This is a genomic window from Mycolicibacterium sp. MU0053 (assembly GCF_963378095.1).
Lineage (GTDB): Bacteria > Actinomycetota > Actinomycetes > Mycobacteriales > Mycobacteriaceae > Mycobacterium > Mycobacterium burgundiense.
On record NZ_OY726397.1, the window covers coordinates 538,341 to 558,119 of the forward strand.

Below are 19,779 nucleotides of genomic sequence, written 5' to 3' on the forward strand. Positions count from 1 at the left end.
CTTTCCCTTAGCGGTTGACGCGGGGCAGGCCGAGCGCGACCATGCCGATGATGTCGCGCTGGATCTCGTTTGTCCCGCCCCCGAAGGTCAGGATCAGGCAGGACCGGTGCATGCGTTCGATGCGGCCGCGCAGCAGCGCGCCGGGGGTATCGGTCCGCAGCGTCGCCGCCGTGCCGAGCACCTCCATCAGCAGCCGGTAGGCCTCGGTGGCCAGTTCGGTGCCGAACACCTTGGCCGCCGACGCGTCTGCCGGGGACGGGGCCGCATCGGTCGATGCCAGCTCCCAGTTGATCAGCTTGAGCACCTCGGCCTTGGCGTGCACGCGGGCCAGATTCAGCTGCACCCACTCCGAGTCGATGAGCCGGCGGCCGCGGCCGTCCGGCGAAATGTGAGTGTTCTGCGCCCACTCCCGCACGCCGTCGAGGGCGACGAAGATCGGCTGCGCCGAAACCAGGGCGACGCGTTCGTGGTTCAGCTGGTTGGTGACCAGCTTCCAGCCCGCGTTCTCCTCACCCACCAGGCTGGACACCGGCACCCGGAGGTCCTGGTAGTAGGTCGCGCTGGTGTCCACGCCCGACATGGTGTGCACCGGCGTCCACGAGAAACCCTCGGCGCTGGTGGGCACGATCAGCATCGAGATCCCGCGGTGCTTCTTTGCTTCCGGATTCGTGCGCGCGGCCAGCCAGACGTAGTCGGCGTAGGCGATGAGGCTGGTCCACATCTTCTGACCGTTGATCACATAATCGTCGCCGTCGCGCACCGCCGTGGTGCGCAGCGCGGCCAGATCGGTGCCGGCGCCGGGCTCGGAGTAGCCGATGGCGAAGTGCAGATCGCCGGCGGCGATGCGCGGCAGGAAGAACTTCTTCTGCTCATCGGTGCCGAACGCCATGATCGTCGGCGCCACGCTGTTGATCGTCAGGAACGGGACCGGCACATTGGCGATGGCCGCTTCGTCGTTGAAGATCAACCCGTCCATCGGCGGTCGGGCCTGGCCGCCGTACTCGGTGGGCCACGACAGGGTCAACCAGCCGTCCTTGCCCATCTGCGCGACCGTCTCGCGGTAGACGTTGCCGCGGCCCATCTCGCCGTCGTTGGATGCCAGCGCTTCAGCGCGCTCGGGGGTCATCAGTTTGGTGAAGTACGCGCGCAACTCGCGGCGTAGTTCCTCCTGCTCCGGGGTGAAGCCGATCCGCATGCGCGCTCCCTTACGTCTCGGGCGGTCCGCTGGTGCGCGAACGACCCGTTTGCCACATCGGTTGTAACACGTTCTAGTCTTGGGGTCCACATAGGTGCGAGACTGGTTTCGACGGCGTCCGGTCCTATTCTGATCATGGGCCTGGCCAACCGGCCCCGGAATAGCAGTGGGAGGAGATTGCGATGCGGGTGAAGGTGGACCGTGATCGATGCGAAGGCAACGCCATATGCGTGGGCATCGCTCCGCAGGTGTTCGATCTCGATGACGATGAATACGCCGTGACAAAGGTCGACGTGATTCCCGCCGACCAAGAGGACCTGGCCGCGCAGGCGGTCGCCGAGTGCCCGCGCGCCGCGCTGAGCCAGGAAGACTAGAGGTATTCGTAAGTGACATCGAACGCGACTCGAGATTCGGCCGCCCTGGACCTGTCCGGGAAGGTCGCGGTGGTTACCGGCGCCGCGGCGGGGCTGGGGCGGGCAGAGGCGATCGGCCTGGCCCGCTGCGGGGCGACCATCGTCGTCAACGACATTGCCAAGGCCCTGGAGGCCTCCGATGTGCTCGACGAGATCGCCAGCTCCGGTGGCAAGGGTGTCACCGTGGCCGGCGATGTCAGCGCCCGCTCCACCGCGGATGAGTTGGTGGCCACCGCCGACGGACTGGGCGGTCTGAGCATCGTGGTGAACAACGCCGGCATTACGCGCGACCGGATGCTGTTCAACATGTCCGACGAGGACTTTGACGCGGTCATCGCGGTGCATCTGCGCGGTCACTTCCTGCTGACCCGCAACGCGGCGACCTATTGGCGCGACAAGTCCAAGGCGGAGAACGGCCCGGTCTACGGCCGCTTGGTGAACACCTCCTCGGAGGCCGGGCTGGGTGGGCCGCCCGGGCAGGCCAACTACGGGGCCGCGAAGGCCGGTATCACCGCGCTGACGGTCTCGGCGGCGCGCGGCTTGAGCCGCTACGGCGTGCGCGCCAACGTGATCTGCCCGCGGGCCCGGACGCCGATGACGGCGGACACCTTCGGTGCGGCACCCGAACTCGACGCCGGCGAAGTGGACGGCCTGTCGCCCGAGCATGTTGTCACCCTGGTGCAGTACCTGGCCTCGCCGGCCTCCGAACCGGTCAACGGCCAGGTGTTCATCGTTTATGGTCCATCTGTGGCGCTGGTTTCAGCGCCCACGATCGAGCAGACGTTCAGCGCGGCGGGCGACGCCTGGGACACCGCGGCGTTGAGCGGGGCAATGGGGCAATACTTTGCCGACCGCGACCCCGAGCGGATGTTCTCGGCCGTGGGTCTGCTGGACGGTTGACGTGGAGCAAAGGACAGGAGGGCCCCGGCGGACAAGTAGAACACGTTCTACAATGACGTGTGTCATAATTGGCCTGACCTGGACAAATTCATCCAATTTGTCTCAAAAATTGGCCTTTGACAGGGCGAACGTGTTCTAGTTACTATGATCCGGCTCACCTAAGACGGCGTCCTGCCCGCGGGTGGGTGCAATCGCCGGGACACCTATTTGTGGACTTCGCCAAGATCGTCGAAGTCCGTCGAGCACGCCATCTCGAGCGAGAAGGGAACCAAGGTTGATCGAACAGCTTGCGGTTCCGGCTCGGGCCGTGGGCGGCTTCTTCGAGATGTCGATCGACACGTTCCGGGCGATGTTCCGCCGCCCGTTCCAGTTCCGGGAATTCCTGGACCAGACCTGGATGATCGCCCGCGTCTCCCTGGTGCCCACGTTGCTGGTGTCCATTCCGTTCACCGTGCTCGTGGCATTTACGCTCAATATCCTGCTTCGTGAGATCGGTGCCGCCGACCTGTCCGGCGCGGGCACCGCGTTCGGCACCGTCACACAGCTGGGCCCGGTGGTGACGGTGCTGGTGGTAGCCGGGGCCGGCGCCACCGCCATTTGTGCCGATCTCGGGGCGCGCACCATCCGCGAGGAGATCGACGCGATGCGGGTGCTCGGCATCGACCCGATCCACCGGCTCGTCGTCCCCCGAGTGCTGGCATCGACGGTGGTGGCGTTGCTGCTCAACGGGCTGGTCTGCGCCATCGGGTTGGCCGGCGGGTACGCATTCTCGGTGTTCCTGCAGGGCGTGAATCCCGGTGCGTTCATCAACGGACTGACGGTGCTCACCGGCCTTCCCGAGCTGCTGCTGGCCGAGGTCAAGGCTTTGTTGTTCGGTGTCGTTGCCGGCCTGGTGGGCTGCTACCGCGGGCTGACGGTCAAGGGCGGACCCAAGGGCGTCGGCACAGCGGTCAACGAAACCGTGGTCTACGCCTTCATCTGCCTGTTCGTCATCAATGTGCTGATGACGGCGATCGGCGTGCGGGTGTTGGAGTCATGACGCGCGTGAGGATCGCAGCGAAGCGAGGACCGGAGCGCGCGTCGTCGGGGGACAAACCATGAGCTTCGACGCCACGCTGCGCTTCCGGCGCCTCGTTTCCGGCCTGCCCAGGACATTCGACAGCTTCGGGGAGCAGTCGCTGTTCTTCGGCGAGTCGTTGCGCTACATCCCGCACGCGCTGAACCGGTACCGGCGGGAAACGGTCCGGCTGATCGCCGAGATGACGATGGGGACCGGCGCACTGGCGATCATCGGCGGCACCGTCGGCGTCGCGGCGTTCCTGACGTTGGCTTCCGGCGGCGTCATCGCGGTGCAGGGTTATTCGTCGCTGGGCAATATCGGCATCGAAGCCCTGACCGGCTTCCTTTCGGCATTTCTGAACGTGCGCGTGGTGGCCCCGATCGTCGCCGGCATCGCGCTGGCCGCGACGATCGGTGCGGGCACCACGGCACAGTTGGGCGCCATGCGGGTCGCCGAAGAGATCGACGCCGTCGAATCGATGGCCGTGCACTCGGTGGCCTACCTGGTCTCGACCCGGCTGATCGCCGGCCTGATCACGATCGTCCCGCTGTACTCGCTGGCGGTGCTGGCGTCGTTCTTCGCGGCGCGATTCACCACGGTCTTCATCAACGGGCAATCCGCGGGTCTCTACGACCACTACTTCAACACCTTCCTGGTACCGACCGATCTGCTGTGGTCCTTTTTGCAGGCGATCGTGATGTCGGTCGCGGTGATGCTGGTCCACACCTACTACGGCTACAACGCCTCCGGCGGCCCGGTCGGCGTGGGAATCGCCGTCGGCCAGGCGGTGCGGACCTCGCTGATCGTCGTCGTGGTGATCACCCTGTTCATCTCACTCGCCGTCTACGGTGGGTCCGGCAACTTCAACCTCTCCGGGTAGCGGCATGGCAGACGGCGAAGCGAACCGGACCCACGTTCGGGTGGCGGCGGCGATCATGGCCGCGATCATCACGGCGGCCGCGGTCATCACCTATCTCGGTTACACCGCGGCGTTCACCGCCACCGACACCGTCACCGTGACGTCACCGCGCGCGGGCCTGGTGATGCAGCAGGACGCCAAGGTCAAGTACCGCGGCATCCAGATCGGCAAGGTCACAGATATCGCGTACGACGGCGACCAGGCCAAGCTGACCCTCGCCATCGACCGCAGCCAACTGCCCTACGTGCCGGCCAACGCGCGGGTGGATATTGCCGGCAACACCATCTTCGGCGCCAAATCCGTGGAGTTCACTCCGCCGGGATCGCCCGAAGGCGCGATGAAGCCGGGAACCACTGTGCGGGCCTCCGACGTCCAGCTGGAAGTCAACACGCTGTTCCAGAAGTTGACCGACTTGCTGCACAAGGTCGATCCGGTCAATCTCAATGCCACCCTGTCGGCGCTCGGGGAGGGGTTGCGCGGCAACGGCGATGATCTGGGCGCGATGATGGCGGGTCTGAACAGCTATCTGGAACAGCTGAATCCAAAGCTGCCCACCCTGCAGGCCGATTTTGCCCAGGCCGCAACGGTCGCCGATATCTATGCCGATGCCGCGCCGGACTTGACCCGGGTATTCGACAATGCGCCGGCACTCAGCGCCACGATCATCGACCAAGAGGGCAACCTGAACGCCACATTGTTGGCTGCCACCGGCCTGGGCAACAACGCCTACGAGACCCTGGCGCCGGCCGCCGAGGATTACATCGCCGCCATCCAACGCCTACGGGCCCCGACCAAGCTGCTCGGCGAGTACTCGCCGCAGTTCGGTTGCCTGCTCGAATCTTTGGTGACCGCGGCAGACAAGTTCGGCCCGATCATCGGCGGCACCCGGCCGGGGCTGTTCGTGTCGTCCAACTTCCTGCCGGGTGTGCCCGCCTACACATATCCGGAGAGCCTGCCGATCGTCAACGCCACCGGCGGACCCAACTGCCGCGGACTGCCCGACATTCCGAGCAAGCAATCCGGCGGGTCCTGGTACCGCGCGCCGTTCCTGGTGACCGACAACGCCTATGTGCCCTTCCAACCCAACACCGAAGTGCAGTTCGACGCGCCTTCGACGTTGCAGTTCCTGTTCAACGGCGCCTATGCAGAACGGGATGATTTCTGATGGGGCAGCGGGGAGTCCTGGCCAAAGTCGGCGTCTTCACCGTCGTCATGCTGATGGTCGCCGCCGGGCTGGTGGTCGTCTTCGGCGAGTTCCGCTTCGCCTCCGGCACCACCTTTCACGCCAACTTCGAGAACGCCTCCCGGCTGAAGTCCGGTCAGGACGTACGTATCGCCGGTGTTCCGGTCGGCACCGTCAAATCGGTGAGCCTCGCCGAGGACAACAGCGTCGACGTGACGTTCGACGTCAACGAGCGCTATCAGCTCTACACCTCGACCCGGGCGCTGATCCGCTACGAGAACCTGGTGGGCGACCGTTACCTGGAGATCACCTCGGGCCCCGGCGAATTGCGCAAGCTGCCGCCGGGCGGCACCATCATCCGGGAGCAGACCGACCCGGCGCTCGACCTCGACGCACTACTCGGCGGCCTGCGTCCGGTGCTCAAGGGGCTCGACGGCAACAAGGTGAACGAGGTGAGCAACGCCGTCATCGAGTTGCTGCAGGGGCAGGGCGGCGCGCTGTCGGAAATGCTGTCCAGCACCAGCTCGTTCACCACCGATCTGGCCGCGCGTGATCAGCTGATCGGCGACGTCATCGCCAACCTGAACACCGTGCTCGCAACCGTGGACGAGAAGGGCGCCCAGTTCGACACGAGCGTCGACCATTTGCAGCAGTTGATCAGTGGGCTGGCGCAGAATTCCGACACCATCGCCGGGGCGATCCCGCCGTTGGCGGCCGCGGAGGCCGACCTCACCGACATGCTGCAGAAGAGCCGCAGGCCGGTACAGGGCGTGCTGGAGAATCTGCGGCCGCTGGCGACCAAGTTCGACGAGCGCAAGCAGGACCTCAACGACGTCATCGAACCGCTCGCCGAGAATTACCTGCGGCTCAACGCCCTCGGCGCCTACGGCTCGTTCTTCAACATCTTCTACTGCTCGGTCCGGTTGAAGTTCAACGGCCCGGCCGGCAGCGACATCTTGGTTCCATTCGGCGGACCGCCGGACCCGTCCAAGGGGAGGTGCGCTCCACTTGAGGAGAACTGACGACTCCAATCCGCTCCGGACCGGCATCTTCGGCATCGCCGTGGTGGTGTGCCTGGTCCTGGTGTCCTTCGGCTACACCAAGTTGCCGTTCTGGCCGCAGGGTAAGACTTACGAAGCATTCTTCACCGACGCCGGCGGCATCGCCCCGGGCGACGATGTCAACGTCTCGGGTATCAAGGTGGGCCAAGTCAATTCGGTCGGCCTGGCGGGCAACGCCGCGAAGGCGACCTTCACCGTCGATCGCAACATCCAGGTCGGGGACCAGACCCTGGTCGCCATCAAGACCGACACGGTGCTGGGCCAGAAGTCGCTGGACGTCACGCCTGCCGGCGGCGGGTCGGTCAGCAGCATCCCGCTGGGACGCACCACCACGCCGTACACACTGAACGCCGCATTGCAGGACCTCGGCGCGAACACGGCGGCCCTGGACAAACCCAAGTTCCAGGAAGCGCTGCAGACGCTCACCGACACCCTGGCCGACGCCACGCCGCAACTGCGGTCGACACTGGATGGCGTCACCGATCTCTCGCGCGCCATCAACACCCGGGACGAGGCGCTCGGCGAGTTGCTTGCGCACGCCCGGTCGGTGTCCCAGACGCTGGGGCAGCGCGCCGAGCAGGTCAACAGCTTGATCGTCGACGGCAACCAGCTGTTCGCCGCGCTCGATGAGCGTCGCGCCGCGCTGTCCAACCTCATCGCCGGCATCGACGATGTCTCCGTGCAGATCTCGGGTTTCGTCGCCGACAACCGCGAACAGTTCGGCCCCACGCTGAGCAAGCTGAACCTGGTGGTCGACAACCTCAACGAACGCAAGGAGCACATCAGCGAGGCGCTCAAGCGGCTGCCGCCGTACGCCACCACACTCGGCGAGGTCGTGGGCTCGGGACCGGGGTTCCAGATCAACCTCTACGGACTGCCGCCCGCGGCAATTTCGGAGATGCTGCTCGACGCCTACTTCCAGCCCGGAAAGCTGCCCGACAGCCTGTCGGACTACCTGAAGGGCCTCGTTGCCGAGCGCCTGATCATTAGGCCGAAGTCACCATGACCGATACCTCAACTACGCGCCGTTTCGGCAACCGCGGACTCCTCATCGGCTTGGTGGTCGCCCTGGTGGCGGTGCTGGCCGTCGGCCTGTACGCATTGTGGCCGGGCCGCGGCACCTACAAGGTGATCGGGTTGTTCTCCACCGCGGTTGGGCTGTATCCGGGCGACGACGTGCGTGTCGTCGGGGTGCCGGTCGGAACCATCGACTCGATCGAGCCGCGCGCCGGCGATGTCAAGATCACGATGTCGGTGGACGACGACGTGAAGCTTCCCGCCGATGCGCACGCAATCATCGTGTCGCCAAACCTGGTGGCGGCCAGATTCGTTCAGCTCACGCCGGCCTACGACGCCGGCGGCCCCGACGGTGGCGGGCCGGTGCTGGCCGACGGCGCGACCATCGGACTGGACTCCACCGGTGTTCCCGTCGAATGGGACGAGGTCAAGGACGAACTGACCAAGCTGTCGCAGACTCTCGGCCCGGGCGAGGACGGTTTACAGGGCCCGCTGAGCGAATTCGTCGATCAGGCCGCGACGACTTTCGACGGCAATGGCGATTCGTTCCGCGACGCATTGCGCGAACTCTCCCAGACTGCCGGCCGCCTCGGCGATTCGCGCACCGACCTGTTCGGCACCGTCCGTAACCTCCAGGTTCTGGTCAACGCGCTGTCGCAGAGCAACGAGCAGATCGTCCAGTTCTCCAGCCACGTCGCGTCGGTCTCCCAGGTGCTGGCCGAGAGTTCAGCGGGCCTCGACGACACGCTGGGAACCCTCAATACGGCGCTCGGAGATGTGCGGGGCTTCCTCGACGAGAACAACGAGACGTTGATCGGCACGGTGGATAAGCTGACGGAGTTCACCACGCTGCTGTCCAACCAGAGCGAGGACATCGAGCAAGTGCTGCACATCACGCCGAACGGGTTGGTGAACTTCTACAACATCTACAACCCGGCGCAGGGCACCCTCGCGGGGCTGTTGTCGCTGCCCAACTTCGCCAACCCGGTCCAGTTCATCTGCGGTGGCACCTTCGACGTCAGTGAGACGGCCGGCGCCGACAACATCAAGCGCTCCGAGATCTGTAAGCAGCGGATGGGTCCGGTGTTGCGACGTATCACGATGAACTTCCCGCCGGTGATGTTCCATCCGATCAACAGCATCACCGCCTACAAGGGCCAGATCATCTACGACACCCCGGCCACCGAGGCCAAGGCCCGGACGCCGCTGCCGTATCTGCAGTGGGAGCCTTCCCCCGGCGTGACCCCGCCGATCATTCCCCCGGGAACCACGTTGGATGACCTGATGCTGCCACCGCCCGCGGTGCCGGGTCAGGTGTCCCCCGGGCCGGGCCATGCTCCCGGCTCCGTCCCCGGCAGCCCCGGGCCCGCCCCGGACGCGGGAGGCGGTGGCTGATGCCTGCGATCGATAGGGGAAAGACGTTGCGCAGCAACGGGTGCCGGACCATTGCGTTGGCTTCTGGCGTCGTCATGCTGGCCGGCTGCTCATTCGGCGGCCTCAACTCGGTCAACATGCCCGGCACCAAGGGGCATGGTTCCGGCGCGTACACGATCACCGTCGAGCTGCCCGACGTCGCGACCTTGCCGCAGAACTCGCCGGTCATGGTCGATGACGTGACGGTGGGCAGCGTTTCGGGGATCGAGGCCCTGCAGCGGCCGGACGGCACGTTCTACGCGTCGGTCCAGCTGTCACTGGAATCGGAGGTCGATCTCCCCGCGAACGCCACGGCGCAGGTCGCCCAGACATCGCTGCTGGGTTCCCAGCACGTCGAACTGGCCGCGCCGCTCACCGATCCGGCGGAGGCCAGGCTCACCGCGGGGGGACATATCCCGGTGAGCCGGACCGGTCGGTACCCGACCACCGAGGAAGTGTTGTCCTCGCTGGGTGTGGTGGTCAACAAGGGCAACCTGGGGGCAATTCAGGACATCACCGACGAGGTCTACGCCGCGGTCGCCGGTCGCACCGGCAGCTTCGCCGGCCTGGTGCCGAGGCTGGCCGAGCTCACCGCGTCGCTGCGGGATCAGACCGACGACATCCTGGCGGCGCTCGACGGCTTCAACCGGTTCGCCGCGATCCTGGCCGACAGCGAGGAAAGCCTGGGCCGCACCCTGGACACCCTGCCGGTCGCGCTGGAGGTGCTCAACCGCAACCGCGACAACATCGTCGACGCATTCACCGCCCTGGGGCGGGTGGGCACAGTGGCCGCCGACGTCCTCGCGAAAACCAAGGACGATTTCGCGGCCGACTTCAAGGACCTCTACCCCGTGGTGCGGTCGTTGGCCGAGAGTGCGGACAACCTGATCGACGCCTTCCCGATGATCCCCACGTTCCCGTTCCACAGCAAGTACCTGCGGCAGGCGGTCCGCGGTGACTACCTCAACGTGTACGTGACGTTCGACCTGACGATGCGTCGCCTCGGTGAATCGATCTTCACGACCTCGGGACTGGATCCGAATATGAAGCACATGTCCGAGATCCTCAATCCGCCGGAATTCCTCACCGGGCAGCTGGCCAACCTGTCCGGACAAGCGGCGGATCCGTTCAAGATTCCACCGGGCGACGTGCCGGGAGAGGAGGCACCGCGCTGATGCTCGACCGCCTTTCCCGAATCCAGCTGATGATCTTCTCGATCATCACCGTGCTCACGGTCGGTGCGATCGCGATCTTCTACCTGCAGGTGCCCGCCAAGGTCGGCATCGGTGCCTACGAGGTCGACGCGAATTTCGTTGCCGGCGGCGGCATCTACGGCAACGCCAACGTGACCTACCGCGGTGTCACCGTCGGCCGGGTGGAGTCCGTCGGCCTCACCGACAACGGTGTAATCGCGCATATGCGTCTCAACAGCAACGCGCCCGTGCCCGAGAACGTCACCGCCACCGTCAAGAGTGTCTCCGCGGTCGGCGAGCAGTACATCGACCTGGTGCCGCCGGAGGATGAAGCCGCCTCGGAGACCATGCTGTACGACGGGTCGAGTATCGGCCAGGACCGCACGGCAATCGGCCAGGACATCGCCGGGATGCTCGCCGAGGCCGATGCGCTGGTCAGCAGCATCAGTGACAGCCGGTTGCAGGACGTGTTGCGAGAAACCTCCAACGCGTTCAACGGCTCCGGGCCCGAACTTGCCCGGGTGATCGAATCCGCTCGAGGACTGGTCGACGAGGCCAACGCCAGCTACGACCAGACCGCGGCGCTCATCGACGAAGCTGGTCCGTTCCTGGATGCGCAGGTGCGCAGCGGCGACGACATCAAGTCGATTGCCGACGGCCTGGCCCGACTCACCACCGAACTCAACAACGCCGACCCGCAACTGCGTGACCTTCTCACCACCGCCCCGGGCGCCGCGGACACGGCGAACGCGGCGTTCTCCGGGATTCGGCCCAACTTCCCGATGTTGGCCGCCAACATGGCCAACCTGGGCCGCGTCGGCGTGATCTACAACAAATCGATCGAGCAGGCGCTGGTGGTTTTCCCGGCGTTGATCTCCGCGCTGATCACGGTTGCCGGCGGTGTGCCCGCAGACGAGGGCGGCAAGCTGGACTTCAAAGTGGACCTCGGCGATCCGCCGCCCTGCTCGGTGGGGTTCGTCCCGGCCACCCAGATCCGGCCGCCGGCCGACGAGACCCTGCGTGATCTGCCGCCAGATCTCTACTGCAAGGTGGCCCAGAACGATCCGTCGGTAGTCCGCGGCGCCCGTAACTATCCGTGCATGGAGTTCCCGGGCAAGCGGGCCCCCACGGTGCAGCTGTGCCGCGATCCGCAGGGCTATGTGCCGATCGGCAGCAACCCGTGGCGCGGGCCGCCCATCCCGTACGGCACGCCGATCGAGGATGGCCGGAACATCCTGCCGCCCAACAAGTTCCCGAATATTCCGCCGCAGGCGGACTACGATCCGGGGCCGCCCGTGGTGCAGTTGCCCCCGGGGGTTCCGCCCGGTCCGGGGCCCGCGCCGCACGCTCCGTTCCCGTTGCCGGTGCCGCCGGTCGATGGTCCCGCCCCGGCGCCGTGGCCGTTCTTTGCCCCTCCGGATCAGCAGGTTCCGCCCTATGGGCGGCAGCCTGCTACGCCACCGCCCCCGCCGGGACCGCCGCCGCCCGAGGCGCCCCTGCCCGCCGAGGCGCCGGCGCCGCAGGCCAGCGGACCCGCCTACGCTACGTATGATCAGAACGGGAAGTTCGTCGACCCGAACGGCGGGGGCACCGGAGTGTTGGTCGCGGCCGATGCGGACCATCGTCCCGCCGAGAACTGGGTCGAACTAATGCTCGATCCGAGGCAGGTGTAATGACGGAACCACCGACTTCGACGCCCGACCCGGCGCCGAAGCCGGTTCGGCGGCGTGCGTCGCGCGCTGCGGGGCCGACGTCCCCGGAGCCCGCGGTCGCCACGGTCACGACCCGGATCGAATCCGGTGCGACGAGCACCGCGAAGACGCCGTCGCCGGCCGCAGGAATCGCCCCGCCGGCGCGTAGGCAGCCCAACCGGGTGGCGGTTGTCGGTATTGCCGCTGGGATTGCCGTAGTCCTCCTGGCCGCGCTGGGCACGGTGACCGGGTTGCTGCTGCTGCAGAAGGATGCCACCGACGAGGCCGTGGCCCGGGATCAGCGTTTCGTCGACACCGCATCACAGACCGTCGTGAACATGTTCAGCTACACCCCGGACACCATCGACGACAGCGTCAACCGTTTCGTCGACGGCACCAGTGGCCCGCTGCGCGACATGATGAGCCAGAACAACAACGTCGACAACCTCAAGGCCCTCTTCCGCGACACGAACGCCACCTCGGAGGCCGTGGTGAACGGCGCCGCGCTCGAGGACATCGACGAGGTCCGGGACAACGCCTCGGTGTTGGTGGCGGTGCGGGTGACCGTGACCGATATCGACGGGGTCAACAAGCCATCCCAGGCCTACCGGCTGCGCGTGATCGTGCACGAGGATGACGCCGGCCGGATGACCGGCTGGGACCTGAAATATCCCGACGGAGGCAACTGATGGGGCGGGCCAGCCGGGTACTAGTGGCGGCGCTGTCGGTGGTGGTTACGGCCGGCATCGTCGCGCTCGGCGGGCTGCTCGGCGGGCTGTACTGGGACCGGGTCTCCGCGGCCGCGTCGCAGACCACCCGGGCTGAGTTGGAACGTCTTGCCGCCGAACAGGTTCCGCAGGTCTTCGGGTATGACTACCAGACCGTGGAACGCAGCCTTACCGATGCCTACAACCTGCTGACTCCGGATTATCGCCGAGAGTTCCGGGACCGCTCCACCACCGACATCATTCCGCAGGCGCGGGAGCGTCAGGTGATCAGCCAGGCCAACGTCGTGGGCGTCGGGGTGCTGGAGGCGCGCCGTGATACCGGTTCGGTGCTGGTGTTCATGAACCGCACGGTCACCGACCAGTCCAAGGAGCCCATCTACGACGGCAGCCGCCTGCGGGTCGACTATCAGAAGGTCGACGGCAAGTGGCTGATCAGCTACATCACGCCGATCTAAGTCACGATTTGCCGCCCGCGGCCGCCAACGCCTCGAGGAATGACCGCGCCCATTGGTCCACATCGTGGGTGAGCACCTGACGTCGTAGCGCGCGCATGCGCTGGCGTCCGTCTTCGGATGTCTGTTCGAGGGCGGCCACGATCTTGTCCTTGACGCCGTCCAGGTCGTGCGGATTGACGAGGTAAGCCCGCTGCAACTCGGCGGCGGCGCCGGTGAATTCCGAGAGCACCAGCGCGCCGCCCAGGTCGCTGCGGCAGGCCACATACTCCTTGGCCACCAGGTTCATCCCATCGCGCAGCGGTGTCACCAGCATGACGTCGGCGGCCACGAAGAATGCGATCAGCTCATCGCGCGGCACGGGGCGGTGCAGGTACTGCACCACGGGATGGCCGACCTCGCCGAACTCGCCGTTGATGTGGCCCACCTGCCGCTCGATGTCGTCGCGCAGCATGCGGTAGCTTTCCACCCGCTCCCGGCTGGGCGTGGCCAGTTGCACCAGCACTGTGTCCTCGCGTCCGGCGCGACCTTCCTCCAGTAGTTCGGTGAACGCCTCGAGCCGGACGTCGATGCCCTTGGTGTAGTCCAACCGGTCGACGCCGAGCAGGATCTTGCGGGGATTGCCCAACTCGGCGCGGATCTCGCGGGCGCGGCGCCGGATGTCGCGATTCTTGGCGCGTTGGTCCAGTTCGGCCGAATCGATCGAAATGGGGAACGCCCCGACCTTCACCGTGCGGGACTCGAAGTGGACCTCACCGAAGCGGGAACGCACACCGATCGAGGCTCGCGAGGTGTTGGCACCGATCAGCCGTCGGGCCAGGACCAGGAAGTTCTGTGCGCCACCGGCGAGGTGGAAACCCACCAGATCCGCCCCCAGCAGGCCCTCGATGATCTCCGTTCGCCACGGCATCTGCAGGAACAGCTCCACCGGCGGGAACGGGATGTGCAGGAAGAAGCCGATGGTCAGGTCGGGTCGCAGCTCCCGCAGCATCTTGGGAACCAGTTGCAGCTGATAGTCCTGGACCCAGACCGTGGCGCCGAGGGCCGCGGTTCGGGCCGTGGCGTCGGCGAACCGCCGGTTCACCACGACGTAGCGGTCCCACCACTCGCGCCGGTATTCGGGCTTGACGATCACATCGTGGTACAGCGGCCACAGCGTGGCGTTGGAGAAACCCTCGTAGTACTGGGCGATGTCGTCGGCGCTGAGCCGGACCGGCTGCAGCCGCAGGTCTTCCTCGATCATCGGCTCGTCGATGGTCTCGACGTCGTCATCGGCGATTCCGGCCCAGCCAATCCAGGCGCCGCGGCGTTTACGCAGCAGCGGTTCCAACGCGGTGACCAACCCGCCGGGGCTGCGCTTCCACGTGGTGGTGCCGTCCGGGTGCCGTTCCATGTCGATCGGCAGCCGGTTGGCGACAACCACGAAGTCGGAGTCCCCGGAGGGGGTGGGCCGGCCCTCCCCGGGCCGCACCTAGGCCTCGATTTTCGACGGTCCAATACCGAGCATCGAAAGAAAAACCCGGCACTCGTCGGCGTCGGTGGCGTAGGCGGCTACGACGCGGCGGGCGTCGCTTGCGGTGTTGTCAGGCAATGGCTCGACGTCGGGGTCTACGGGTTCAGTTTTGGGTGGCATCACACGAGTCTACCGATGGCGGGGCCCGGCCTCATAACCCTGAGCTCTGCGGATGCTATATGCGTCGACACCGACGGCCCGCTTCGAGCTGCCCGGCGGTTTACGGTCTGGGCCGAAGTCGTAAAGTACAGGGATGGCGAAGCCCGAGCAAACCGACAATAGTTCTCCGGCCGACGGCACCCCGGAGTTCGTGACCTACGAGACCCTCGATTCCGGCCAGATCGCACGGGTCTGGCTCAACCGTCCCGCCGAGCACAACGCCCAGAACCGGACCCTGTTGGTCCAGCTCGATGAGGCGTTCCGCCGGGCCGAGGCCGACGACGAGGTTCGCGTGATCATCCTGGGAGCGCGCGGCAAGAACTTCTCGGCCGGCCACGACCTCGGTTCGGAGGCCGCGCTGGCCGAACGCACCCCCGGCCCCGGCATGCACCCGAGCTTCGCGTGCGACGGCGCGACCCGACCGGGCATGGTGGAGAAGCTCTACCTGCAGGAATGGCACTACTACTTCGAGAACACCTCGCGCTGGCGTGACCTGCGCAAGATCACCATCGCCTCGGTGCAGGGCAATGCCATCTCGGCCGGTCTGATGCTGGTGTGGGCCTGCGACCTCATTGTCGCCGCCGACAACGCGAAGTTCAGCGACGTCGTCGCCACCCGGCTGGGCATGCCCGGCGTGGAGTACTTCGCTCACCCGTGGGAGTTCGGGCCCCGCAAGGCCAAGGAATTGCTGTTGACCGGCGATTCGATCGACGCTGACGAGGCGCATCGGCTGGGCATGGTCGCCAAGGTGTTCCCGGTGGACGAGTTGGAGGATAAGACCTTGGAGTTCGCCCGGCGCATCGCCGCCCGGCCGACCATGGCGGCGCTGCTGGTCAAGGACTCGGTGAACGCGGCCACGGACGCCATGGGCTTCGGCGAGGCGCTGCGGCACGCGTTCCACATTCACGAACTGGGGCACGCGCACTGGGCGGCCTACAACGAGAATCGGTTCCCGGTTGCCCAGGCCCCCGACGTGGAGGATTGGCGGACGGCAAAACCCACCCAGCCCGCGCGCAAGGACGTACCCTGACCCGTGCGTTACTAGAACCTGTTCTAATTCGGCGAAGGGGTCGGCGTGCAGCTGTCGTTTGAGGACCGGACCTACCTGGTCACCGGTGGTGGAAGCGGTATCGGCAAGGGCGTCGCCGGCGCGCTGGTGGCCGCCGGCGCCAACGTGATGATCATCGGCCGCAACGCCGACCGGCTGTCGGCCGCGGCGGAGGAGATCACGGGCGGCGGCGACATCCGCTACGAGCCCGCCGACGTCACCAACGAAGACGAGGTGGCCCGCGCTGTGGCCGCGGCGGCGGCCTGGCACGGCCGGCTGCACGGCGTCGTGCACAGCGCCGGCGGCAGCCACACCATCGGCCCGATCACCCAGACCGACTCCGAACTGTGGCGCAGCACCGTCGACCTCAACGTCAACGGCACCATGTATGTCCTGAAACACTCCGCGCGCGAGATGGTCCGCGCCGGCGGCGGATCGTTTGTGGGCATCTCCTCGATCGCGGCGAGCAACACCCACCGCTGGTTCGGCGCCTACGGTCCGGCGAAGTCGGCGCTGGATGCGCTGCTGCGGCTGGCGGCCGACGAGCTGGGCCCGTCCTGGGTGCGGGTCAACGGCATCCGGCCCGGCCTGACGCGCACGGACATGGTGGGGCCCATCATGGAACTGCCCGCCACGCTCGAGGACTACCGCCAGTGCACGCCGCTGCCGCGGGTCGGGGAGGTGGCCGACATCGCGAACATGGCGCTGTTCCTGCTCTCGGATGCCGCCGAATACGTCACCGGGCAGGTGATCAACGTCGACGGCGGGCACGGACTGCGCCGCGGCCCGGACATCTCCGGGCTGCTCGAGCCCGCGTTCGGTGCGGACGGTTTGCGCGGGGTCGTCTGACCGCCGATGAGGTTCGGGACGCCGGCTGACACCCACTCGCCGCGTCGGGCCTGGGCCGCAGTCATGCTGCTGGCCGTCGTCGGGACGCTGAATTACGCCGACCGGGGCAGTCGCTGCCGGCCGCGCCGGTGGTGCGGGCCGAGGACTCGACGCGCTGGTGGGACCTGCTGGCCAAACCCAGCTACCGCGCGATAGTGGCTGGGGCGGCGTGTGTTTCGTTCGCCGGCTACTCGCTGACGACGTTCGCCCCGGCGTTCCTGATGCGCAGCCGCGGCATGTCGCTGGGTGCGGTGGCCTGGCAGTACGGCCTGGCCAGCGGGCTGACCGGAATCCTGGGACTGCTGCTCGTCGGGCGCATCGCCGACCGGCTCTCCAGGCGGGACCCGCGCTGGCTGCTGTGGTTGGTGGCCGCGATGACCGCGGCCATGGTGCCGTTCTCGTTCGCCGCGTTGTTGGTGGACGGCGCAGGCGCCACCGTGTGGTTCATCGCGCTGAGTTACGTGATCGGCACGGCGTACATGGCGCCGTCGATAGCGGCCATCCAACGCCTGGTGCGGCCCGAGCAGCGGGCCACGGCATCGGCGATCTTCCTGTTTTTCAGCGCGATCGTGGGGTCGGCCGGACCGTTTCTGACCGGGGTGATCAGCGATGCCCTGCTGGCCGATTTCGGCGCCATGTCGCTGGAACGGGCGCTGTTCGTGGTGCCGGTGGTCCAGATCGTGGCGATCGGTTGCTACCTGTGGGCCGGCCGGCGATTCGTCGAGGAGATCATCGACGACGTGCCGGAGGCTGCGGCCGACCGCGCTGCGGTCGTCCACTGAGGTGGTTCACCGGTCCCGGAACTCGTAGGGTGGCGGGAAGGAATCGGCAGCTAGGACACCGGGGGCTCGCATGGTCGACATTCACGTGGAGCGGACCATCGCCGCGTCACCGGACCGGGTCTTCGCGTGGTTGGCCGACCCCGCCAGCCTGACCTCGGCGCCGTTGGTGTTGCGCGCGGCCTGGGCCGCGGACTCGCCGGCACCCGGTGTCGGCGCGGTGCGCAAGGTCACCGCGGCCGGGATGTGGTTCCACGAGGAGATCACTGCCTACGAACCGCCGCACAGCTACTCCTATCTGATCGTGCGGTCGCTGCCGGCGTTCGACCACGACGGCGGCACCCTCACGTTCACCGCATCCGGGGAGGGCACGCACGTCGATTGGTCGTCGTCCTACACCCACCCGCTGCGCGGCGGCGGCGCGGCGATGCAGGCGCTCAGTTCGCGGCTGCTGCCGTGGAACTTCCGCGCGGTGCTCGCCGGTTGCGCGCGCACCCTGGAGGGGTAGCCGACGTTGGCACTGTCGGCATAATCGGGGGGTGCGCTCGGCCGAGATCCTGTTGTGTGTCGCCAACGCGGTCGGTCTGACGGCATTGTTGGTCCCGCTCCGTGGCCGGGCTCGCTACGGCCGGCACCTGGCCGTGCTCCCGCCGGTGGTGGCGCTCGTCCAGGTGGTCACGGAAGGCTACCGCTGGCAGCTGGTTCCGGCGTACCTACTGGCCGTCGGGGTGGGGCTGGGCTGGATTACCCGCGTTGGACTTCCGCGACAGCGGTGGCGACGGGTGATCGGATTGGGTGTGGCCGTCGCCGTATTCGTCGTCTCGGTGCTGATTCCGGTGGCCGTACCGGTCTTCCTGTTCCCGGCTCCCGAAGGCCCCTACGCGATAGGGACGGTGACCTACCATTGGCGCGACGACCACCGGCGGGAAATCTTCGACGCCGATCCCGCGGCGCGTCGCGAGCTCATGGCCCAGGTCTGGTACCCGGCCGAGCGTGACGCCGAGGCCCCCACGGCACCGTATGTTCCGGATGCTGCCGCGTTGGCGCCGGCGGCGGGGCGGCTCCTCGGCGTTCCCGGATTCGTCTTCGGCCATTTCGACGTGGTGCCCACCCACGCGGCGCAGGGGCCGCCGGTGGCCTCCGACCGGCCCCGCTATCCGGTGCTGGTCTTTGCCTCGGGGCTCAACGCGTTCCGGCAGTCCAACATGTTTCAGATCGAGCAACTGGTGTCGCGTGGCTTCATCGTGGTCGGACTCGACCAGCCGTACACCTCCGCGGTCACCGCTTTTCCGGACGGCCGCACCGTCGACGGGTGGTCCAAGGACCGGCTGGTCGAGGTCATCCAGCAGAGCGTCACACCGACGGCGCCGGCGCCGTCGCTCGGCGACGTGGAGCTGCCCGACGGAATCTTCCCCTACTTGGCGGCCGACCTGAGCTTTGCGTTGGATCAGCTTGCAAGGCTGAATGATTCGGATTCGCAGGGGCTGCTGACCGGTCGGGTCGACCTGGACCGGGTCGGGGCGTTCGGCGTATCACTGGGTGCGATCACGGTCGGGCAGGCGTGTCACACGGACCCGCGTCTGCGGGCCTGCCTGATGATGGACGCGGCGATGCCGGCCAATGTGGTCCGCGATGGGCTGACGCAGCCGAGTATGTGGGTGACGCGGGATGTCGACTCGATTTTGTCGGAGCGCAGCCGCAGTGGCGGCTGGCCGGACCACGAGATCCGGGAAACCCTGGCCACGCAGCGCGCCACGTTCGACAAGAGCGCCCCGGGGTACGGCTACCACATCGAGATTCCCGGCATGTTCCACATGAACTACACCGACGCCCCCGCCTGGACGCCGTTGGCGGAGCGACTCGCGTTCTCCGGGCCGATCGGCGCGCGGCGTGGCCATGAGATCGTCGCGGCCTACACGGTGGCGTTCTTCGAACGCTTCCTCGGCGGCAACCGACCGGCGCTGCTCGAGGGCTCGCCGCCGTGGGATGGGGTGCGCATCGACCGGAGCTGAGCCGGGGTGGGCAACGACCGCGACCGAGCATGGGGCGGGTTGCCCCACGCGCCGTAGTCGAATTCAGCCTCATGGTCGGACTGGACCCAATGCGCCTGTAACGCTGTTACGTTGGCCCGGTAGCCGTCGTACCGCGCCCGCTGGTCCGGGGTACT

At 67.0% G+C, this 19,779-nt stretch carries 19 protein-coding genes and 1 pseudogene; 17 read left to right on the forward strand and 3 right to left on the reverse strand.

The features are described from left to right. Nucleotides 1-7: 7 nt before the first annotated feature. Nucleotides 8-1,195: an acyl-CoA dehydrogenase family protein gene (locus RCP80_RS02375; protein ID WP_308480819.1), complete on the reverse strand. Its 1,188-nt coding sequence runs from the start codon at nt 1,193-1,195 to the stop codon at nt 8-10. A 182-nt stretch (nt 1,196-1,377) separates the two neighbouring features. On the opposite strand from RCP80_RS02375, the gene RCP80_RS02380 reads away from it, so the two are divergent. From RCP80_RS02380 to RCP80_RS02435, 12 genes are all read left to right on the forward strand, one after another. Beyond that, the gene (locus RCP80_RS02380) at nt 1,378-1,569 is read left to right on the forward strand and encodes a ferredoxin (protein ID WP_308480820.1); all 192 of its coding nucleotides are present in this window, start codon (nt 1,378-1,380) and stop codon (nt 1,567-1,569) included. 12 nt (nt 1,570-1,581) lie between these two features. Beyond that, on the forward strand, nt 1,582-2,508 hold the full coding sequence (locus RCP80_RS02385) for a 3-oxoacyl-ACP reductase (protein ID WP_308480821.1): 927 nt from the start codon (nt 1,582-1,584) through the stop codon (nt 2,506-2,508). A 274-nt stretch (nt 2,509-2,782) separates the two neighbouring features. After that, a complete protein-coding gene (locus RCP80_RS02390) occupies nt 2,783-3,547 on the forward strand; it encodes an MlaE family ABC transporter permease (protein ID WP_308480822.1) in 765 nt (254 codons plus the stop codon). Nucleotides 3,548-3,605: 58 nt separating this feature from the next. Further along, nucleotides 3,606-4,448, forward strand: coding sequence for an MlaE family ABC transporter permease (locus RCP80_RS02395; protein ID WP_308480823.1), 843 nt, complete (start codon nt 3,606-3,608; stop codon nt 4,446-4,448). A 4-nt stretch (nt 4,449-4,452) separates the two neighbouring features. After that, nucleotides 4,453-5,652 carry an MCE family protein gene (locus RCP80_RS02400; protein ID WP_308480824.1) on the forward strand — a complete coding sequence of 400 codons (1,200 nt, stop codon included), beginning with the start codon at nt 4,453-4,455 and terminating at the stop codon, nt 5,650-5,652. After that, the gene (locus tag RCP80_RS02405; RefSeq protein ID WP_308480825.1) at nt 5,652-6,692 is read left to right on the forward strand and encodes an MCE family protein; all 1,041 of its coding nucleotides are present in this window, start codon (nt 5,652-5,654) and stop codon (nt 6,690-6,692) included. Before RCP80_RS02400 ends, RCP80_RS02405 begins: the two co-directional genes overlap by 1 nt. Continuing rightward, on the forward strand, nt 6,679-7,737 hold the full coding sequence (locus RCP80_RS02410) for an MCE family protein (RefSeq protein WP_126332303.1): 1,059 nt from the start codon (nt 6,679-6,681) through the stop codon (nt 7,735-7,737). The genes RCP80_RS02405 and RCP80_RS02410 overlap by 14 nt, the downstream gene beginning before the upstream one ends. Then, nucleotides 7,734-9,143, forward strand: a complete 1,410-nt coding sequence (locus tag RCP80_RS02415; RefSeq protein ID WP_308480826.1) for an MCE family protein — start codon at nt 7,734-7,736, stop codon at nt 9,141-9,143. Before RCP80_RS02410 ends, RCP80_RS02415 begins: the two co-directional genes overlap by 4 nt. Then, entirely contained in the window at nt 9,143-10,336 is a 1,194-nt protein-coding gene (locus RCP80_RS02420; RefSeq protein WP_308480827.1) for an MCE family protein, read from the forward strand. Before RCP80_RS02415 ends, RCP80_RS02420 begins: the two co-directional genes overlap by 1 nt. Continuing rightward, nucleotides 10,336-12,027, forward strand: a complete 1,692-nt coding sequence (locus RCP80_RS02425) for an MCE family protein (RefSeq protein WP_308480828.1) — start codon at nt 10,336-10,338, stop codon at nt 12,025-12,027. Before RCP80_RS02420 ends, RCP80_RS02425 begins: the two co-directional genes overlap by 1 nt. Then, complete coding sequence (locus RCP80_RS02430) at nt 12,027-12,734, forward strand: Rv1363c family protein (RefSeq protein WP_308480829.1); 708 nt, start codon at nt 12,027-12,029, stop codon at nt 12,732-12,734. The genes RCP80_RS02425 and RCP80_RS02430 overlap by 1 nt, the downstream gene beginning before the upstream one ends. Next, on the forward strand, nt 12,734-13,228 hold the full coding sequence (locus tag RCP80_RS02435; protein WP_308480830.1) for a mammalian cell entry protein: 495 nt from the start codon (nt 12,734-12,736) through the stop codon (nt 13,226-13,228). The genes RCP80_RS02430 and RCP80_RS02435 overlap by 1 nt, the downstream gene beginning before the upstream one ends. A 1-nt stretch (nt 13,229) precedes the next feature. Here the strand turns inward: RCP80_RS02435 and RCP80_RS02440 are convergent, their stop codons facing one another. Both RCP80_RS02440 and RCP80_RS02445 read right to left on the reverse strand, forming a co-directional pair. After that, nucleotides 13,230-14,696, reverse strand: a complete 1,467-nt coding sequence (locus RCP80_RS02440) for an alpha,alpha-trehalose-phosphate synthase (UDP-forming) (RefSeq protein WP_308480831.1) — start codon at nt 14,694-14,696, stop codon at nt 13,230-13,232. Then, the gene (locus RCP80_RS02445; RefSeq protein WP_308480832.1) at nt 14,697-14,858 is read right to left on the reverse strand and encodes a hypothetical protein; all 162 of its coding nucleotides are present in this window, start codon (nt 14,856-14,858) and stop codon (nt 14,697-14,699) included. Between the two features lie 133 nt (nt 14,859-14,991). Here RCP80_RS02445 and RCP80_RS02450 point away from each other — a divergent pair, with 133 nt between their 5' ends. The 5 genes and pseudogenes from RCP80_RS02450 to RCP80_RS02470 all read left to right on the forward strand — a co-directional run bounded on the left by RCP80_RS02450 (nt 14,992) and on the right by RCP80_RS02470 (nt 19,624). Continuing rightward, nucleotides 14,992-15,927, forward strand: a complete 936-nt coding sequence (locus RCP80_RS02450) for an enoyl-CoA hydratase (protein WP_308480833.1) — start codon at nt 14,992-14,994, stop codon at nt 15,925-15,927. A gap of 45 nt (nt 15,928-15,972) precedes the next feature. Continuing rightward, entirely contained in the window at nt 15,973-16,794 is an 822-nt protein-coding gene (locus tag RCP80_RS02455; RefSeq protein ID WP_308480834.1) for an SDR family oxidoreductase, read from the forward strand. A gap of 107 nt (nt 16,795-16,901) precedes the next feature. Beyond that, nucleotides 16,902-17,615 (forward strand): annotated as a pseudogene (locus RCP80_RS02460) (MFS transporter); the annotation flags it as partial. 70 nt (nt 17,616-17,685) lie between these two features. Next, nucleotides 17,686-18,120, forward strand: a complete 435-nt coding sequence (locus RCP80_RS02465; RefSeq protein ID WP_308480836.1) for an SRPBCC family protein — start codon at nt 17,686-17,688, stop codon at nt 18,118-18,120. Between the two features lie 31 nt (nt 18,121-18,151). Beyond that, nucleotides 18,152-19,624, forward strand: coding sequence for an alpha/beta hydrolase family protein (locus RCP80_RS02470; protein WP_308480837.1), 1,473 nt, complete (start codon nt 18,152-18,154; stop codon nt 19,622-19,624). Nucleotides 19,625-19,779: the final 155 nt, after the last annotated feature.

What these genes read in the sequence shown, in the direction of transcription:
- RCP80_RS02400 (WP_308480824.1), top strand. Translation starts at nt 4,453, where the DNA reads ATGGCAGACGGCGAAGCGAACCGGACCCACGTTCGGGTGGCGGCGGCG.
- RCP80_RS02435 (WP_308480830.1), top strand. Translation starts at nt 12,734, where the DNA reads ATGGGGCGGGCCAGCCGGGTACTAGTGGCGGCGCTGTCGGTGGTGGTT.
- RCP80_RS02445 (WP_308480832.1), bottom strand. Translation starts at nt 14,858, where the DNA reads ATGCCACCCAAAACTGAACCCGTAGACCCCGACGTCGAGCCATTGCCT.
- RCP80_RS02425 (WP_308480828.1), top strand. Translation starts at nt 10,336, where the DNA reads ATGCTCGACCGCCTTTCCCGAATCCAGCTGATGATCTTCTCGATCATC.
- RCP80_RS02430 (WP_308480829.1), top strand. Translation starts at nt 12,027, where the DNA reads ATGACGGAACCACCGACTTCGACGCCCGACCCGGCGCCGAAGCCGGTT.
- RCP80_RS02415 (WP_308480826.1), top strand. Translation starts at nt 7,734, where the DNA reads ATGACCGATACCTCAACTACGCGCCGTTTCGGCAACCGCGGACTCCTC.
- RCP80_RS02380 (WP_308480820.1), top strand. Translation starts at nt 1,378, where the DNA reads ATGCGGGTGAAGGTGGACCGTGATCGATGCGAAGGCAACGCCATATGC.
- RCP80_RS02375 (WP_308480819.1), bottom strand. Translation starts at nt 1,195, where the DNA reads ATGCGGATCGGCTTCACCCCGGAGCAGGAGGAACTACGCCGCGAGTTG.
- RCP80_RS02405 (WP_308480825.1), top strand. Translation starts at nt 5,652, where the DNA reads ATGGGGCAGCGGGGAGTCCTGGCCAAAGTCGGCGTCTTCACCGTCGTC.
- RCP80_RS02465 (WP_308480836.1), top strand. Translation starts at nt 17,686, where the DNA reads ATGGTCGACATTCACGTGGAGCGGACCATCGCCGCGTCACCGGACCGG.
- RCP80_RS02395 (WP_308480823.1), top strand. Translation starts at nt 3,606, where the DNA reads ATGAGCTTCGACGCCACGCTGCGCTTCCGGCGCCTCGTTTCCGGCCTG.
- RCP80_RS02420 (WP_308480827.1), top strand. Translation starts at nt 9,143, where the DNA reads ATGCCTGCGATCGATAGGGGAAAGACGTTGCGCAGCAACGGGTGCCGG.
- RCP80_RS02450 (WP_308480833.1), top strand. Translation starts at nt 14,992, where the DNA reads ATGGCGAAGCCCGAGCAAACCGACAATAGTTCTCCGGCCGACGGCACC.